The sequence below is a fragment of the Streptomyces niveiscabiei genome (assembly GCF_001419795.1).
GTDB classification, from domain to species: domain Bacteria; phylum Actinomycetota; class Actinomycetes; order Streptomycetales; family Streptomycetaceae; genus Streptomyces; species Streptomyces niveiscabiei.
Map to the genome: position 1 here is coordinate 1 of NZ_LIRL01000014.1, position 15,640 is coordinate 15,640.

A 15,640-nucleotide genomic window follows, 5' to 3' on the forward strand; every position below is an offset into this window, starting at 1 on the left:
CGCCTCGTCGAGGATGACGACGCGCTGGCGGGCGAGGAGGAGGCGGGCGATGGTCATGCGCTGGCGTTCGCCGCCGGAGAGCCGGTAGCCGCGTTCGCCGACGACCGTGTCGAGCGCGTCGGGCAGGTCGCGGACGAGGGTGTCGAGGCGGGCGCGGCGCAGGGCGTCCCACAGGTCGGCGTCGGTCGCGCCGGGCGCGGCGAGGAGGAGGTTGGCGCGGACCGTGTCGTGGAAGAGGTGGCCGTCCTGGGTGACCATGCCGACGGTTTCGCGCAGGGAGCGGGCGGTGACGTCGCGGACGTCGACGCCGCCGACGCGCACGGCACCGGAGTCGACGTCGTACAGGCGCGGCAGGAGCTGCGCGATGGTGGACTTCCCGGCGCCGGAGGAGCCGACGAGGGCGATCGTCTGGCCGGGTTCCGCGCGGAACGTCAGCCCGTGCAGGACCTCCGTGCCGCCGCGTGTGTCGAGGGCCGCGACCTCCTCCAGGGAGGCGAGGGAGACGCGGTCGGCGGCGGGGTAGCCGAAGCGGACGTCGTCGAACTCCACGGAGACCGGCCCCGAGGGGAGGTCACCGGCGTCGGGCTTCTCGGCGATCAGCGGCTTCAGGTCGAGGATCTCGAAGACGCGCTCGAAGCTCACCAGGGCGCTCATCACCTCGACGCGCGCCCCCGCGAGGGACGTGAGCGGCGCGTACAGGCGGGTGAGGAGCAGCGCGAGGGAGACGACGGCGCCCGGCTCCAGGGTGCCGCCGAGGGCGAGCCGCCCGCCGAGGCCGTACACGAGCGCGAGGGCCAGCGCGGAGACCAGGGTCAGGGCGGTGATGAAGACGGACTGGGCGGTCGCCGTACGGACGCCGATGTCGCGGACGCGGGACGCGCGTTCGGCGAACTGGGCGGACTCCTCCTCGGGGCGGCCGAAGAGCTTGACGAGGGTCGCGCCGGGGGCGGAGAACCGCTCGGTCATGCGGGTGCCCATCGCGGCGTTGAGGGTCGCGGCCTCGCGCTGCATGCCGGCCATCCGCGCGCCCATCCGCCGCGCCGGGATCACGAACACCGGCAGCAGGACCAGCGCGAGGAGCGTGACCTGCCAGGACAGGGTGAGCATCACGGCGAGGGTGAGCAGGAGGGTGACGATATTGCTGACGACGCCGGAGAGGGTGTTGCTGAAGGCGCGCTGGGCGCCGATCACGTCGTTGTTGAGCCGGGAGACCAGCGCTCCCGTACGGGTGCGGGTGAAGAACGCGACCGGCATGCGCTGCACATGATCGAACACGGCCGTGCGCAGATCCAGGATGAGCCCTTCCCCGAGCGTCGCCGAGAGCCGCCGGCCCAGGATGCCGAGGGCCGCTTCGAGGATCGCGATCCCGGCGATGAGCAGCGCGAGGCGGACGACGGTGGCGGATTCGCCGTGCGACACGATCGTGTCGACGACCTGTCCGGCGAGCACGGGTCCGGCGACCGCGAGGAGCGCGGTCACCATCCCGAGCACGACGAAGAGCGCGATCCTCTTGCGGTGCGGGCGGGCGAACGCGCCGATGCGGCGCAGGGTGGTCCGGTCGAAGGGTCTGCCGTCCCCGGTGCGGGCGGTCATGGCGCTCTGCAACTGCGCCCAGGCGGTGGTCTCCATGCTCATGGGGACGACCGTATGACCTCGACCAATCTTGAGGTCAAGGGCGTTGGGGCCGAGGGCGCGACGAAGGACGCCGAGGCTGAGGGCGCGACGGCGAGGAGAGCCGGGGCCGAGGGCGTGACGACGAGCGTTCGTCATGCGGTGTCCGCGCGTGCGCAACCCGCCGTTGTGTCCGCGTGGAGAGCCTCTACCGACGTGACCGTCCCCATCGCACCCCGGCGCCTTCCCCTGCGCCTGCCCCGGCGCTTTCCCTTGCGTCCGCTCCTGTGTCTGGTCCCCGTCGTCCTCGTCGCCGTCGTCGTGGTCCGCCATCGCGGCGTCCTCGCCGAGGGCTTCGGGCACCTCCGCGACGCCGAGTGGCCCTGGCTGCTGGCCGCCGCCGGGGCGACCTGTCTGACCTGGGTCGCCGCCGCCGTCACCCGGCAGGGCGCGGTGTCCGAGCCGCTGCCCCGGCTCAGGCTGCTGGCCACCCAGTTCGCGGCCGGCGCCGCCAACCACCTGCTGCCGACCGGCCTCGGCGCCGGCGCGGTCAACCTGCGGTTCATGACCGTGTGCGGGGTGCCGCCGGCCCGCTCCTCGGCGGCCCTCGCGCTGTACGTCCTCGCGGAGGGCGTCGCCCGCGTCGGTCTGCTGGCCGCGCTGCTGCTCGCCTTCCCCGACGCGCTGCGGCTCGGCGCGCTGCTCCCCGACACGGACCCCGGCCCGCTGCTGGCGGCCGTTGCCGGGGGCGCGGTCGTCGTCGCCGTCGCGCTGTCCTTCGTACGGCGGCTGCGCGCGTCCGTCGTGTCGTTCCTGCGGGCCGCGCTCACCGAGGCGCGGTCCGTGCACACGTGTCCCGGGCGGGCGCTGGCGCTGTGGGGCGGGTCGCTGGCCTTCCCGCTGCTCCAGGCGGCCGGACTCGTCGCCGTGGGGCGGGCGTTGGAGCTGCCGGTGCCGGCCCTGCACATGGCGCTCGCCTATCTCGCGGCGACCGTCGCGGTGGCTCTCGTGCCGACGCCGGGCGGGATCGGGTCGGTGGAGGCGGCGCTGGTGATCGCGCTGGTGGCGGCGGGCGGGCCGCTGGCGCTGACGACGGCTGTCGTGCTGACGTACCGGGTGATCACGGTGTGGGTGCCGTTGGTGCCGGGGGCGGTGACGTTGGGGGCGCTGGTGCGGTTCAAGGTGATATGAGGTGCGCCCGCCCCCGGGGTGGGGGCGGGCGCCGGTTCACTCCTCGTCGTCGGAGAGCTTCGGGAGGATGCCGTCGAGGTCGCCGTAGCGGTCGTAGAGGTCCTCGACAGCTCGAACCATGGACTCCACACCCGGCTCACGGACCACGACGAGGCCCTCCGCCCACAGATAGGCACCGCTCAAACACTCGCCTGTGTCGCGCCAGCGGTCCAAGATCTTCTGGATGCGCCCCTGGGTCATGACGTTCGCGCACCAGCGCTCGCCGTCGGGGCCGACGATCAGGACATCACCGTCGTCGATCGTCTCGGGCGTGCTGCCGTCGCCCACAGTGAACGTGACCGTAAGGCTGGAGCCGCGCACGGTCCAGAACGGCTCATCAACCTCAATCTCCATACAGCTCCCTAAGCCTCGCGATGACCTTTGGCTCCTGCTTCTTGTCGGACTTGCCGACGATCTCGATCGTGTCGCCGAGTTTCCGGAAGAACAGCCGAGCACCCTTGTCGGCTCGGGCGTAGCGGATAGGTCCGAAGAGCGAGCCATTGCCCAGGCCAGGCTTCAGGTTGCCCTCCGCGAGCTTGAAGATCATGGCGTTCAAGTCAGCCTGAACCTTCTCGTTCCTGGTCGACAACTCGGCAAGGTCTGCGAGCCGTTTGTCCTTGCCGACAGCCGACTTCATGCAGTACACCACTTTGGGTTTGGGACCCTTCGCCGCGATGGTGCTGCGGCCGGACGCGGCCGGTGCGAGAGCCGACACGTCGTCGGCGAGGCTCAGCAGACACGCCGCCGGCGCCTTGCCCTTGCGCAGGACTTCCAGGAGCTTGCGGAGTCTCTCCAGCGTGTGCTTGGCCTGGAGCGAGTCGTCCAGGAACTTCCCCACACCGCTGCTGACCTTGACGATGGCCTTGCCCAGCGCGGGGATCTTGCCGACGGCGAAGACGATGCCGACGGCGTTGACGAGGGTCCACAGGCAGCTCTCGACGTCGCCGGAACCCAGGCAGCGCCTGAGGTCCTTCTCCCCGATGAACTCCAGGAGGATGTCCGCGCCGTTCTGCCTGACCCAGTCGATGATGTCCAGGGAGGCGAGAGCCTTCGCGGAGCGGTACTCGTCGACACAGCTCTGACCGCACTCCTTCAGCAGGAGCGCCTCGTCGCTCGCCGAGAGACCGGGACCCGAGTCGGGACTGCCGGTCGCGGCCGCCGCACGGTCCGCCTCGACCTGCTTGTGGTACTCCTCCGCAGCCGCGTCGGCGGCGGCGTCGGCCTCCTTCGCGGAACCCTGCGCGTCCTTGGCCGCGGCCTCGGCGCCGACCGCGTCCTCCTCGGCCCCCGTCGCCGTGTCCCGCGCGCTCGCCGCGTCGGTCTCGGCGTCGGCGGCGGCTTCCCGCGCACCGGCCGCGTTCCGCTCGGCCTCGGTGGCCTCGCTGTCGGCGGCGTTCGCCTCGGCGCGAGCGCTGTACGCGGACGACTGAGCGGCGGCGGCGTCGGCACCCGCCTGTGCGTCGTACGCCTGCGCGTTCACGTCGGCCTTCTTCGCAGCCTCGGCGGACTTCGCGGCAGCCGCTGCGGAGGCACGTGCGGCAGTGACGGCGGCTGCGGCGCGGGCGGCGTCCGCTGCCGCTGCTGCCGCAGCCTTGGCCGCAGCCTTCGCGTCGGCTGCGGCCTTGTCGGCAAGCGCCTTCGCGGTGGCGGCGGCCTTCGCCGCGTCGTCGGACTTCGCCTTCGCGGCGGCGGCCTGCTGCTGGGAGAGCGTGAGCGAGGTCTGGCCGATCAGGACGGCGTACGCGGCCGAGGAGTCGACCTCCTTGTACCCGGTGCCGATGTTGATCGCCTCGTTGGCCGGCTTGATCACCTCGGCCGCCGAGTCTCGGGCGGCGGTGGCGTGCTCGGCGGCGGCGTACGCGTACCCGGCGGTGACGGCCGCCCAGGACGCCGTCTTGTCGGCCTCGGAGCGTGCGGCGGTCGCCTGGGTGCGGGCGGTGACGGCAGCGGCGGCGGCCTTCTTCGCCTCCGCCTCCGCGTTCTCGGCGTTCTGCTGCGCCGCCTTGGACGCCTCGATCGCCGTAGCGGCGGCGGCGTGCGCGGTGACGGCTGCCGCGTGCGTGGTCTGCGCCGCCGCCTGCGCGGTCCGCGCGGCGGACTCCGCCCGGTACCCGGCGGCGTCGGCCCTGACGGACGCGGCGCGCGCGGCGACGGCCGCCGTGCTCGCCGTGTCGGCCTCCCGCTGGGCGCTCGCGGCGGCGGAGGTCGCCGTGTTCGCGGCGGCCCGTGCCTCGGTGGCGGCGGCCCGCGTCTCCTGCGCCGCTGCTGTCCCCTCGGCAGCTGCCGCCGCCGCTTCGAGCGCCGCGGCGCGGGACAGCGCGGCCTGCTTGTCGCGCTGGGCGTCCTTGGCGCGGTTCTTCGCCTCGTAGGCACGCTGCTGTGCCTCGATCGAGGCCACGTACCCGGCCTCGGCGGTGGCGCCCGAGGCGTCGGCGGCGGAGCGGGCCGTGGCCGCCGTCGCCGCGTCCTGCCGGGCGCGCGCTTCGGCTGCCTGCGCCTTGCCGCGTTCGCGGGTCGCGTTGGCGTGCTCGGCGGCGGCCGTCGCGGAGGCCGCCTCGGCGGTGGCGCGGGCCGCCTTCGCGGTCGCCGCGCCCGACTGGGCGGTCTTCTCGGCGGCCTCGGCGGTGGTCTGCGCGGCCTTGGCCTTCGCCGCGTTGGCGGCGGCCTCCTTGGCCTGCGCGTCGGCCGCGTCGGCGGCGGCCTTCGCCTGGGCGGCGGCCTCCTCGGCTGCGGCGCGCCGGAACTCGGTGTTGATGGCGTGCGCCTGCGTCTGGGAGAGCGCGAGCTGCGCCTTGCTGTCGGCGACGGTCGCCTTCGCCGCGTTGAGCGCGGTCAGCGTGGCCTTCGCGGCGGCCCGGGTCGCGGCGTACGACGCCTTGACGACCTGCGCGGACTGCTGGGCGTAGAGCAGTCCCCGGCCGCGCGGCGTCTTCGCGGTGTCGGCGATGGCGTACGCGGTGGTCTGGGCGGCGGCTGCCTTGTCGGCGGCGGTCTTCGCGGCCGTGACGGCGGCGTTGGCGAGCGTGACCTGTGCCGCCGCCTTGTCGCGGGCCTTGGTGAGGTCGGTGCCGGCCTGGGTGAAGAGGGCCTTGGCCGGTCGTCCCACGGCGTTGGCGGGTTGTCCGGCCCAGTACTTCTGCCAGGTGAGGATCTGGTCGGCGAGCCACGCCTGGCCGATCGACTCGATCATCGCGTCGGTGGCCTTCTGCGCCTGCGCGGCGGCCGTCGTCTCGGCGGCGACGATGTCGGCGCGCGGTTTGGCCTGAGCGGCGTACTCCTGCTCCCACTCGGCGTACGCCGCCGCTGTCACGGGTGCGAGGACACGGCGTGGGTCCTGGGGGTTCCAACTGTCGCAGGCTGCCCAGGAGACCTTGAGAGTCTCCACCTCCGTGCGGTACTCGGCCGAGCCGTCTGCCGGCGCCTGCGTCGGGAAGCCGCCCTGGCGCAGATAGCGAGCGATGTCGCTGGAGGTGATCGAGTTGAAGGGGCCCGAGACGTTTCCCGGGTACAGCGTGAAGTCGGCGAGTTGGTCGTCCCCCGCCGGACTCTGCCCCTTCAGCGACGCGGCGAGTTTGCGTGCCGCGTCCAGCGAGGTGGTGCTCGGCGCGCTGCGGCCGTCCTGGCCGAAGGTGTCGTACAGCGCTTCCTGGGTGTCCAGCGTGAAGGCGCGGATCCCTGCGTCGAACTCCGGTGCGTGCAGCGACATTCCGGTGCTGCCGACAACGCTGGTGGCGTACGGCCGGTTGGCGGTCTCCCAGCGGTTCTTGCGGGTGGCGGACGCCTGCACGGAGGCAACCGCGCTCGCCCGGTCCGCGCGCAGGGCGTCGTCGAGGGGGCTGGGGTAGAGGTTGTCCTTGCGGAACAGGGCGGCGGCCAGGTCGGCGTCGGTGCCGCTCAGGGCCTTGACCGCGGCGGCCTTCACGGCAGCTCCGCCGATGTGGAGAGCGTGTCCGACCTCGCAGCGGTCGGCGCGCGGACCCTCGCCGAAGGTGATCCGCTGGCCGGTGCCTTTGTCCGGTAGCGGGTCGGCGGCCTGCGCCGGCACGGCGTACACGAGGCCGGTCAGCAGGGATGCCGACGTGGTCAGCGAGATCCCCGCAACTGTGCGTCTTAATCGTCGTCGTCCGGTCACTTCGTCCCCTCTCGTTTCCTGCCGAAGCCACGGGAGGGAGTGGAGCTGCGAAGCGGCATGACAGCAGCACGCGACGCGTGAAGAATCTCATCTCACAGGCCGGCTCCTGCGCGCTGGTCAGGCGCGGGTCGCCGACGTCATCCCCCCGTTGGACCCGGTGATCCTGACACATCGAAAGGGCTTGCGAAAGGTCTTTCCCGGATACGGCAGGATGGATGATCACGCCCCCCTCGCGGGCGGATCGGCACATCCCGGAATCGAGCAGGTGACCAGGTGACGACATTTCACATCCGGCCTCTTATGGGCGAGTTGGCGGGAGGTGACCCGTGCTGACCCGTGAACTCACCGTCCATGACGCGGTGTTGGCCGGCATCGCGGTCGGGTCCGGGCTGCTGGTGGCGTTCGTGTCGCGGTCGCTGCTGCTGTGGCTCGGCAAGCACGCCAAGCGCACGAAGTGGGGCGGCGACGATGTGATGGTCGCCGCGCTGCGGGGCGTGCTGCCGTGGGCGGCGGTCGCCGGGGGCATCGCCTCGGGGGCGGCCGTGCTGCCGCTGGCCAAGGTGTGGCACCGGACGGCCAACCAGGCGTTCACCGTCGTCCTGATCTTCGTGGTGACCGTGTCGGTGGCGCGGGTCGTCGCCGGGTTCATGCAGACGATCACCCAGTCGCGGCCCGGGGTCGCCGGGTCCGCGACGATCTTCGTGAACATCACGCGGGTGCTGATCCTGGCGATCGGTTTCCTCGTGATGCTCCAGTCGCTCGGCATCTCCATAGCGCCGATGCTGACCGCCCTCGGCGTCGGCGGCCTCGCCGTCGCGCTGGCGCTCCAGGACACCCTCGCGAACCTCTTCGCGGGCATCCACATCCTCGCCTCGAAGACCGTCCAGCCCGGCGACTACATCAAGCTGAGCAGCGGCGAGGAAGGGTACGTCGAGGACATCAACTGGCGCCAGACGACCGTGCGCGCCCTGTCCAACAACCTCATCGTGATCCCCAACGGACAGCTCGCCAAGGCCAACATGACCAACTTCATGCGGCCCGAGCAGCAGCTGACGATCCTCGTGCAGGTCGGGGTGGCGTACGACAGCGACCTCGACCAGGTCGAGAAGGTCACCATGGACGTCATCGCCGAGGTGATGACGGAGACCGCCGGGGCGGTGCCGGACCACGAGCCCGCGGTGCGCTTCCACACGTTCGGGGACAACCGCATCGGGTTCACCGTGATCCTGGGGGTCGGGGAGTTCAGCGACCAGTACCGGATCAAGCACGAGTTCATCAAGCGGCTGCACAAGCGGTACCGGGCGGAGGGCATCCGGATTCCGGCGCCGGCGCGGAACGTGTCGTTGCAGCAGGGGTCGCTGGTGATACCGCAGCAGCGGGAGGCGGCGTCGTGAGCCGGGACCGTACGGACCCCTGTCGAGGCCGCTCGCGTCACGAGATATCTTGATGTCGAGCAATGTTGCAGACGTGGAGCGGAGCACCCGGTGACTGACTCGACCATCATCTACACCCACACTGACGAGGCCCCGGCCCTGGCGACGTATTCGTTCCTGCCGGTGGTCGAGGCGTACGCCGGCCAGGCGGGCGTCTCCGTGGAGACCCGGGACATCTCGCTGGCCGGGCGCATCATCGCGGTGTTTCCCGAGTACCTGAGCGAGGACCAGCGGATCCCGGACGCCCTCGCCGAACTGGGCGAGCTGGCCAAGACGCCGGCCGCGAACATCATCAAGCTGCCGAACATCTCGGCGTCCATCCCGCAGCTGAAGGCCGCGGTCGCCGAGCTTCAGGGCCAGGGCTACGCGCTGCCGGACTACCCGGACGACCCGAAGACCGACGAGGAGCGGGAGATCCAGGCCCGCTACGACAAGGTCAAGGGCTCCGCCGTGAACCCGGTCCTGCGCGAGGGCAACTCCGACCGCCGCGCCCCCGCGTCGGTCAAGAACTACGCGAAGACCCACCCGCACCGCATGGGCGCCTGGACCTCCGAGTCCAGGACCAACGTGGCGACCATGGGCGAGAACGACTTCCGCTCCACCGAGAAGGCGGTCGTGATCTCCGAGGCGGGCGCGCTGCGCATCGAGCTGGCCGCCGCCGACGGCTCGACGACCGTGCTGCGCGAGTCCGTACCCGTCCTGGCCGGTGAGGTCGTCGACGCGTCGGTGCTGCACGTGGCCGCGCTGCGGGAGTTCCTCACCGCGCAGATCGCCCGCGCCAAGGCCGAGGGCGTGCTGTTCTCCGTGCACCTCAAGGCGACGATGATGAAGGTCTCGGACCCGATCATCTTCGGCCACGTGGTCCGCGCGTTCTTCCCGAAGACGTTCGCCGCGTACGGCGAGGCGCTGGCCGCCGCCGGCCTCACCCCGAACGACGGTCTGGGCGGCATCCTCAAGGGCCTCGACGCGCTCCCGAACGGCGCCGAGATCAAGGCGTCCTTCGACGCCGAGCTCGCCGAGGGCCCCGCGCTCGCGATGGTCGACTCCGACAAGGGCATCACCAACCTGCACGTGCCGTCCGACGTCATCGTCGACGCCTCGATGCCGGCCATGATCCGCACCTCCGGCCACATGTGGGGCCCGGACGGCCAGGAGGCCGACACCATCGCCGTCCTGCCGGACTCCTCGTACGCGGGCGTCTACCAGGCCGTCATCGACGACTGCCGCGCCAACGGCGCCTACGACCCCTCGACCATGGGGTCCGTCCCGAACGTCGGCCTCATGGCGCAGAAGGCCGAGGAGTACGGCTCCCACGACAAGACCTTCGAGATCAAGGCCGCCGGCACGGTCCGCCTCGTCGACCAGGCGGGGAACGTCGTGCTGGAGCAGGAGGTCGCCGAGGGCGACATCTTCCGCGCCTGCCAGACCAAGGACGCGCCGATCCGCGACTGGGTGAAGCTCGCCGTCACGCGCGCGCGTGCCACCGGTGACCCGGCCGTGTTCTGGCTGGACGAGGGCCGCGGCCACGACGCCGTGATCATCGAGAAGGTCAAGGCGTACCTCCCCGAGCACGACACCGAGGGCCTGGACATCCGCATCCTCGCGCCGGTCGACGCCACCAAGCTGTCCATCGAGCGCATCCGCCGCGGCGAGAACACCATCTCCGTCACCGGCAACGTGCTGCGCGACTACCTGACCGACCTCTTCCCGATCCTGGAGCTGGGCACCAGCGCCAAGATGCTGTCGGTCGTCCCGCTGATGGCGGGCGGCGGCCTCTTCGAGACGGGCGCCGGCGGCTCCGCGCCCAAGCACGTGCAGCAGCTCGTCAAGGAGAACTACCTGCGCTGGGACTCCCTGGGCGAGTTCTTCGCGCTGGTGCCGTCCCTGGAGCAGTACGCCGAGGCCACGAACAACCCGAAGGCCAAGGTCCTCGCCGACACCCTCGACCGCGCCACGGCGACCTTCCTCAACGAGGACAAGTCCCCGACCCGGCGCGTCGGCGGCATCGACAACCGCGGCAGCCACTTCTACCTCTCCCTGTACTGGGCGCAGGAGCTGGCCGCGCAGACCGAGGACGCGGACCTCGCGAAGGCGTTCGCGCCGCTCGCCGAGTCCCTCGCGGCGAACGAGCAGACCATCGTCGACGAGCTGAACGCCGTCCAGGGCTCCGCCGCGGACATCGGCGGCTACTACCAGCCCGACCCGGCGAAGGCGGCGGCGGTCATGCGCCCGTCGGCGACCTGGAACACGGCCCTGGCCGCGCTCTGAGCCTGCCGGTGAGCCGCCCCTGAGCGGCTGAGACACCGCTCCGCCCCGGCCGGGAGGTTTCCGGCCGGGGCGGAGCCATGTGCGGGACAGGCGCGACAGACCGCGCCGAAGGCTCCGGATGACGGCGCTTGTCCCGACTCCCCCCACGGCCCCTCCCCCTCGGTCGGTGTGACACCTTGATCCGATGGTGCACCACGCCACTGACAACGCCCCGGGAGCAGCCGTGACCAGCGCAGTACCGTCCTCCTTCGCGTACCACCCCGGTGCGGACGGCTCCCCGGTGATCCTGCATGTGCCGCACGCGGCGCGGGAGATCCCGGCGGAGGTGCGGGAGGGGATCGTGCTGGGGGACGCCGCGCTGGAGCGGGAGTCGGATCACATCGTGGACGCGCACACCGACGAGATCGCCGGGCGTGCGGCCGAGGGGTCGGCCGTGCGGCCGTGGCGGTTCGTCAACCTGCTGTCGCGGCTGGTCGTCGATCCGGAGCGGTTCCCGGACGAGCGGGAGGAGATGCGCGCGGTGGGGATGGGCGCCGTGTACACCCGGACCACTCACCGGGGAGTGCTGCGGGACGACACCGTCGATCCGGAGCCTCTCGTCCAGCGCTACTTCCACCCGTACGCGCGCGCGATGACCGACGCCGTCGCCGGGCGGCTGGCGGCGACGGGGCGGGCGGTGGTGATCGACGTGCACTCGTACCCCAGCGAGCCGTTGCCGTACGAGCTGCACGGGACCGGCGAGCGGCCCGCCGTCTGCCTCGGCACCGACCCCTTCCACACGCCTCCGGCGCTGCTCGCCGCCGCGCGGGACGCGTTCGCGGGGTTCGGGACGGGTCTCGACAGCCCGTTCAGCGGGACGTACGTACCCCTGGAGTACTACGGGGCGGACGCCCGGGTGACGGCGTTGATGATCGAGGTCCGCCGGGACGTCTACATGGCGGAGCCCGGCGGCGCGGCGGGTCCCGGTCTGGACGGGGTCGCGGCGGCGCTGGCCGCTCTCGTGGACGCCGTCTCACGCTGACGCAGCACTCCCGCGCGACACACCGCCCGCCCCCGGCGAGGGTGGACGCATGACCGAGGAGATGACGACACCGGCCCCGCCCGCCGTCCGGGACTGGCCCACCCCCGACCTGGAGGGCACGGCGTTCGACCCGTTCCTCGCGGAGCTGATGCGGGAGGGCCCGCTGACCCGGATCCGGCTGCCGTTCGGCGAGGGCTGGGCGTGGCTGGCGACGCGGTACGACGATGTGCGCGCGGTGACGAACGATCCCCGTTTCAGCCGCGCCGAGGTGACGAAGTGCCAGGTCACGCGGATGGCCCCGCATTTCGCGCCGCGCCCGGGCTCGCTGGCGTTCGCGGACCAGCCCGACCACAACCGGCTGCGCAGGGCGGTCGCGGGGGCGTTCACGGTGGGCGGCATGAAGCGGCTGCGCCCGACGGCCCAGGCGCTCCTGGACGGGCTGGTCGACGGGGTCGTGCGGGACGGGCCGCCCGCCGATCTGGTCGCGCGGGTGCTGGAGCCGTTCCCGCTGGCGGTGGTCAGCGAGGTCATGGGGGTCCCCGAGGCGGACCGCGAGCGGGTGCACGCGTGGACGCGGGAGATCATCTCGACGTCGGGCGGCGCGGCGGGCGCGGGGCGGGCGAAGGAGGGGCTGTACGGCTGGATCACGCAGACGATCCGCGCCCGCGCGCAGGAGCCCGGCGAGGACGTGTACGCGCTCCTCGGCGCGGCCGTCGCGCGCGGGGACGTGCGCGAGGAGGAGGCGGTCGGTCTGGCGGGGCCGCTCCAGATCGGCGGCGAGGCGGTGACGCACAACGTCGGCCAGATGCTGTACCTGCTGCTGACCCGCCCGGAGCTGCTGGTGCGGATGCGGGAACGCCCTAATGCGCGCGGCGCGTTGATCGACGAGCTGCTGCGCTACATCCCGCACCGCAGCAGTGTGGGCCTGGCGCGGATCGCCCTGGAGGAGGTAGAGCTGGCGGGGCACGTGATCCGCGCGGGCGAGCCGGTGTACGTGTCGTACCTGGCCGCCAACCGCGATCCGGAGGTCTTCCCCGCGCCGGACGTCATCGATGTGGGCCGGGACCCGAACCCCCATCTGGCGTTCGGGAACGGCGCGCACCACTGCACCGGCATGGTCCTGGCGCGCCTCCAGATCGACCTCCTGCTGGAGACGCTGCTCAGGCGGTTGCCGGGGCTGCGTCTCGCGGTGCCCGCGGACCAGGTCGAGTGGCGCACGAAGACCATGATCCGGGGGCCGCGGACGCTGCCGGTCACCTGGTGACGCTAGGGCCTGTCCGGCGGATCAGGCTGCACGAGAGTGACGGTTTCCGTATCGGTGCCGGTGAGCGGGGTCTGGTGCGTGCAGCTGCAAGGCGGAGGAGGGCGTCGACGCGGAGCGTCGGCAACCGACGACAACGCCGCAGATGCGCGTGCCAGACCCCGCGACCGCGGCCTGATCCGCCGGACAGGCCCTAGGCGCGCAGCCATTCCGTGACGACGACGTTCCCGCCGGCCCGTACTCTCAGCGCGAACGGGCCGGAGAGCGGGTCCTCGCTGGTGAACCGGCCGAGTTCGTCGGTGTCGAGCGCGCGGCTGGCGCGCGAGCCGCCGAGGACCTCGATGTGGGCCGTCTGCGGGGGCATGAGCTGGCCGAACATGCCGTGCGCGGTGACCTCGACGTCGACCGTCAGGTCGCCGGTGTCGAAGGTCAGCATGCGCGGCGCGTCCGTCACTCCCCGTACGGGGATGCCGTGGGTCAGCGAGTCGAAGGTCAGCCCGGCGATCTTGGCGTCGAGGTCGATCAGGGCGTACGCCTCCAGGGCGGTGCGGTACACCTCCGGGGGCACCGGGTCGAGGATCGCGGCGGCCTGGCGCAGTTCCTCCTCCAGGCGGTCGTCCGCGAAGCCGTCCGCGGCCTCGTCGTCGTGGGGGGCCTCGTTCATCGGCTCGTCCATCCCGTCGTACACGTCGTCGTGGGTCACTGCGGCCCCCGGGCGTCCAGGCGGGCGCGCAGACGGCGCAGGCAGCGCTGGCGCATCGGGCCGATGCTGCCGACGGCGATGCCGAGCGAGTCCGCCACCTCCTGGTAGCTGGGCGGGGGCGAGGCGATGAGCACCCGCAGCAGTTCCCGGCAGCGTTCGCCGAGGGCCTCGAACTCCTGCCAGAGGCGGCGCACGCGTTCGCTCTGCGCGGCGGCCTCCTCGGAGTCGAGGACGGACTGCTCGGGGGTGCGGTCCTCGCTGACCCGGTCCAGGACCTGGGGGTCGTCGGTCGGGGTGAGGCGCCTGAGGCCCTTGATGACCTTCAGGCACTCGTTGCGCGCGGTGCGCGCCAGCCAGGCTCCCGATTTCTCGGGTTCCCGGATGCGGTGCAGGTGCTGGGCGTAGCGCAGCCACACGGTCTGTGCCACCTCGTGCCCGTCGGCCTCGGAGAGCCGGTGGGCGCGCACCACCGACCAGACCAGCGGGCTGAGCCCTTCCACCAGCGCTTTCCAGGCCGCCGCGTCACCGTCGATCGCGGCCTGGACGAGCGCGCCGACATCAGTACGGTCCACGGCCCCACCCCTCGTGTACGGCATGTCATCGTACGCCGTGACGGGGAGGGCGACGGCCCTCATGAGTGGGCGACGAGCTGCCCGGCGTGGGCCGGGAGCCAGGTCGGCGGGCGCAGCGCCGTCACGTGCGCGCCGCGCACCTCGGCGAAGTCCGCGCAGGCGGTGAGCAGGCCGCGGGCCGCCGCGCGCGGGTCGCTCTCGCGGCTCGCGGTCATCCAGGCGGCGACGAGTCCGGCGACCAGGGGGGTGGCGAAGGAGGTGCCGCTCCAGGCGGCGTATCCCTCGAACATCACCTGATCGGGTTTCTCGTCGGGGTCGCTGAGGACGCCGGTGTGGCGGGGGGTGCAGCAGGTGCAGGCGTAGCCGAAGCCGTAGCGGCAGGTGTCGTAGGTGGAGTGCTGGTAGACGTACGGCACGGGGGCGTCGAAGCCGGTGAGGGCGCTGACGAGGCGCTCGCCGGGGGCGTAGACCTTCACCCAGGGGCCGTAGTTGGTGAAGCAGGCGCCGAACGCGCCGTCCGCGCGCAGGGCGCCGACGGACAGGACGGAGTCGGCGTGCTCGGGCAGGCCCGCGTAGGCGGCGGGCCAGAACGGCGTGGCCCTGCTGTCGTTGCCGGCGGCGGCCACGAGCAGGGTGCGCTGGGTCTGGAGGGCGGTCATGAACGCCTCGACGCCGAGGAGGCCGTCGGTGCGGCCGTTGACGCTGCCGGCGGAGAGGCTGAGGATGTCGGGCCAGCCGTCGGCGACGGCGTCGAAGAGGCGCTCGCCGAACTCGGACTCCAGGATGGCGCCGGCGTCGTTGAGGGTGCCGCGCACGGTGACGTCGGTGTTGGGGGCGACGGCGGTGAGCAGGCCCGCAATGAACGTGCCGTGCCCGGCGTACTGGCGCAGGACGCCCTGCTCGTCGGTCTCGCTGAGCTGGGCGTCGCCCGTGACATGCCCGAGGCCGGGGCATGCGCGGTAGTCGCGGGTGAGGCCGTTGTCGACGACCAGGACACGGACGGCGGTGTCGGGGTCGTGGACGGCGTCGGCGGGCGCGGGGTTGGTGCCCTCGGTGCGGGCGGCGGGCACCGGTTCGTCGCCCGGGCAGGCGTTGGTGGCGATGTGGACGACGTGGTTGCGGCTGATCAGGCGGCGGCCGGCGCGGCCCTCGCGGGCGCTGAGGGCGCGCAGCGCGTGGGCGACGGTCTGGTCGTCGCCGCCCGCGCGGATGCCCTGGCCGGGGTCGCCGACCTGGATGCGGGTGATGCCGGAGCGGTTGGTCTCGGGGCCCGCGCGGCGGATGTGGTCGGCGGTCAGGCTGGGCGCCTCGGTGAAGTGCGCGCGCACGGTGTCCTCGACGAGGCGGGCCTCCTCGCCGTCGCGCGCGAGGACGACGCCTTTCTCGTAGACGAACTCCCCGAGGTCGTC

Annotated in this window: 11 protein-coding genes; 5 read left to right on the top strand and 6 right to left on the bottom strand. The window is 72.4% G+C overall.

Annotated elements, in window-relative coordinates; translation table 11 throughout:
- A partial coding sequence (locus AOK24_RS00665) for an ABC transporter ATP-binding protein (RefSeq protein ID WP_055718052.1) occupies window positions 1–1,629 on the bottom strand: 1,629 nt, incomplete at its 3' end.
- A 198-nt stretch (window positions 1,630–1,827) separates the two neighbouring features.
- Here AOK24_RS00665 and AOK24_RS00670 point away from each other — a divergent pair.
- A complete protein-coding gene (locus AOK24_RS00670) occupies window positions 1,828–2,802 on the top strand; it encodes a lysylphosphatidylglycerol synthase transmembrane domain-containing protein (RefSeq protein WP_206191119.1) in 975 nt (324 codons plus the stop codon).
- Between the two features lie 36 nt (window positions 2,803–2,838).
- Here AOK24_RS00670 and AOK24_RS00675 read toward each other — a convergent pair whose 3' ends face one another.
- Window positions 2,839–3,195: a hypothetical protein gene (locus AOK24_RS00675; RefSeq protein WP_055718053.1), complete on the bottom strand. Its 357-nt coding sequence runs from the start codon at window positions 3,193–3,195 to the stop codon at window positions 2,839–2,841.
- On the bottom strand, window positions 3,185–6,973 hold the full coding sequence (locus tag AOK24_RS50100) for a hypothetical protein (protein WP_055718054.1): 3,789 nt from the start codon (window positions 6,971–6,973) through the stop codon (window positions 3,185–3,187). The genes AOK24_RS00675 and AOK24_RS50100 overlap by 11 nt, the downstream gene beginning before the upstream one ends.
- 329 nt (window positions 6,974–7,302) lie before the next feature.
- Here AOK24_RS50100 and AOK24_RS00685 point away from each other — a divergent pair, with 329 nt between their 5' ends.
- The 4 genes from AOK24_RS00685 to AOK24_RS00700 all read left to right on the top strand — a co-directional run bounded on the left by AOK24_RS00685 (window position 7,303) and on the right by AOK24_RS00700 (window position 12,959).
- Window positions 7,303–8,367 (top strand): mechanosensitive ion channel family protein, encoded by a 1,065-nt coding sequence (locus AOK24_RS00685; protein ID WP_055718061.1) that lies wholly within the window; start codon window positions 7,303–7,305, stop codon window positions 8,365–8,367.
- Between the two features lie 90 nt (window positions 8,368–8,457).
- Window positions 8,458–10,674: an NADP-dependent isocitrate dehydrogenase gene (locus tag AOK24_RS00690; protein WP_055718055.1), complete on the top strand. Its 2,217-nt coding sequence runs from the start codon at window positions 8,458–8,460 to the stop codon at window positions 10,672–10,674.
- Window positions 10,675–10,858: 184 nt separating this feature from the next.
- Window positions 10,859–11,695 (top strand): N-formylglutamate amidohydrolase, encoded by an 837-nt coding sequence (locus tag AOK24_RS00695; protein ID WP_055718056.1) that lies wholly within the window; start codon window positions 10,859–10,861, stop codon window positions 11,693–11,695.
- 49 nt (window positions 11,696–11,744) lie between these two features.
- Window positions 11,745–12,959, top strand: a complete 1,215-nt coding sequence (locus tag AOK24_RS00700) for a cytochrome P450 (RefSeq protein ID WP_055718057.1) — start codon at window positions 11,745–11,747, stop codon at window positions 12,957–12,959.
- A 190-nt stretch (window positions 12,960–13,149) separates the two neighbouring features.
- Here the strand turns inward: AOK24_RS00700 and AOK24_RS00705 are convergent, their stop codons facing one another.
- The 3 genes from AOK24_RS00705 to AOK24_RS00715 form a co-directional block, all read right to left on the bottom strand.
- Window positions 13,150–13,620, bottom strand: coding sequence for a hypothetical protein (locus AOK24_RS00705; protein WP_055718062.1), 471 nt, complete (start codon window positions 13,618–13,620; stop codon window positions 13,150–13,152).
- Window positions 13,621–13,655: 35 nt separating this feature from the next.
- The gene (locus AOK24_RS00710; RefSeq protein WP_193555140.1) at window positions 13,656–14,255 is read right to left on the bottom strand and encodes an RNA polymerase sigma factor; all 600 of its coding nucleotides are present in this window, start codon (window positions 14,253–14,255) and stop codon (window positions 13,656–13,658) included.
- Between the two features lie 35 nt (window positions 14,256–14,290).
- The coding region (locus AOK24_RS00715) for a S8/S53 family peptidase (RefSeq protein ID WP_055718059.1) at window positions 14,291–15,640 on the bottom strand (1,350 nt) is incomplete at its 5' end.